At 73.1% G+C, this 1,763-nt stretch carries 3 protein-coding genes; all 3 read left to right on the forward strand.

Going from position 1 to position 1,763, the window contains the following annotated elements; translation table 11 throughout:
* Positions 1 to 450: malonate decarboxylase holo-[acyl-carrier-protein] synthase (gene mdcG, locus J7024_RS36870; protein ID WP_234746047.1), on the forward strand; the 450-nt coding region annotated here is incomplete at its 5' end.
* The gene (gene mdcB / locus J7024_RS36875; RefSeq protein WP_124829590.1) at positions 447 to 1,319 is read left to right on the forward strand and encodes a triphosphoribosyl-dephospho-CoA synthase MdcB; all 873 of its coding nucleotides are present in this window, start codon (positions 447 to 449) and stop codon (positions 1,317 to 1,319) included. The genes mdcG and mdcB, both read left to right, overlap by 4 nt.
* A partial coding sequence (locus tag J7024_RS36880; RefSeq protein WP_234746048.1) for an acyltransferase domain-containing protein occupies positions 1,316 to 1,763 on the forward strand: 448 nt, incomplete at its 3' end. The genes mdcB and J7024_RS36880, both read left to right, overlap by 4 nt.

Consider the following 1,763-nt stretch of genomic DNA (forward strand, 5'->3'; position numbering starts at 1 on the left):
AAGCGGCGCGTCGCGCTGAACGTCGCTGCCGACGCGCTCGCGTCGGTCGGCCCGCTGCCTGCACTGGCCGGCGTACTCGCCGCCGCGCCCGGTGCATGGCGCGCGCCGTTGCGCGAGCTGGACGCGCTCGGCGCGCGCTGCGGCGTGCAGGGCCGCGTGTTCGGCAGTCTCGCGTGGCAGGCGCTGACGGGCGAGCGCTATCTGAGCGAATCCTCCGATCTCGACATCGTCTTTCCGCTGCCGGACGCCGCCTCGCTCGCGCCGTTGCTCGACGGGCTGGCCGACATCGACGCGCGCGCGCCGATGCGCATCGACGGCGAGCTGCTGCGCGGCGACGGCGCGGGCGCGAACTGGCGCGAGCTGCATGCGCGGCTGCCCGAAGTCGCGGTCAAGACCGCGATCGCCGTCGAATTGATGTCGGCCGACGCGTTCACGGGAGGCATGCAATGAATGCCTGGGCGGCTTGCCGCGCACCGGCGCCGTCCGATGCCGAGCGCATCGCCGGGCTTGCCGAGCGCAGCCTTGTGCTGGAAATCGAGACCTATCCGAAGCCGGGGCTCGTCAGCCACGTCGATAGCGGCAGCCATGCGGACATGGATGCCGCGACGTTCGAACGCAGCGCGGCCGTCTTGCGGCCGTACTTCGCGGAACTGGCCGACGCCGGCGCACGCGACGCGGAGATGACCGTGCTGCGCAAGATCGGCCTGCGTGCGGAACACGCGATGCTTGCTGCGACCGGCGGCGTCAATACGCATCGCGGCGCGATTTTCGGGCTGGGGCTGTTGTGTGCGGCCGCGGGCCGCCGCATGGCGTCCGGCACAACGGCCCCGGCCTGCACGACGACGCTCGGCGCATGGGTCGCGCAGCGCTGGGGCGCCGAGATCCTGGGTGGCCCGCGGCTACCCGACAGCCACGGCGAGCGTGCGAGCCGTCGCTATGGCGTGGGCGGCGCACGCCGCGAGGCGGCCGGTGGCTTCACGACCGTTTACCGCGTCGGATTGCCGGCACTGCGCCGCGCGCAACGCGGCATGCCGGGCGACGCGCACGCCGCGCGCGTCGACACATGCTTCGCGCTGATCGCCGCGCTCGACGATACGAATTTGCTGCACCGGGGCGGTCAGGCCGGCCTCGATTTCGCGCGGGCGACCGCACGTGCGTTCGTCGCGCGCGGCGGCGTGCGTGCCCGCGACTGGCGGTTGCACGCGATCGCGGCGCACCATGCGTTCGTCGCTCGCCGGTTGAGCCCGGGCGGCGCGGCGGACCTGCTGGCGATGAGCGTGTTCGTCGATGCGCTCGAAGCCGACGGGGAGGGGCGATGACGCTGGCGATCCTGTGTTCGGGGCAAGGCGCGCAGCGCGCCGACATGTTCGAATTGACCGGCACGGCGCCGCAGGCCGATGCGCTGTTCGTGCACGCCGGCCGGCTCCTCGGCGACGATCCGCGCAACTGGGTGCGGACCGCCGCACCCGACGCGCTGCGCGAGAACCGCGTCGCGCAGATTCTCTGCACGGTGCAGGCGCTCGCTGCGACCGCGCTGCTCGACGCGGTATGGCCGCGCCGTCGCTGCGTCGCCGGTTACAGCGTCGGCGAAGTCGCGTCGTGGAGTGTCGCGGGGATGATCGATCCGCACGACGCGCTGGACCTGGCCGATGCGCGTGCACGCGCGATGGATGCGGCGAGCGGCGGCGGCGAGCGGATGGCATTCGTGCGCGGGCTGAGGCGCGCGCAGCTCGCGCAGCTGTGCGACGGCCGTGATGCGGCGA

Origin of the sequence: Burkholderia sp. WTPI3, from assembly GCF_021483755.1 — a bacterium.
Taxonomy (GTDB): Bacteria; Pseudomonadota; Gammaproteobacteria; order Burkholderiales; family Burkholderiaceae; genus Burkholderia.

What these genes read in the sequence shown, in the direction of transcription:
- mdcB (WP_124829590.1), top strand. Translation starts at nt 447, where the DNA reads ATGAATGCCTGGGCGGCTTGCCGCGCACCGGCGCCGTCCGATGCCGAG.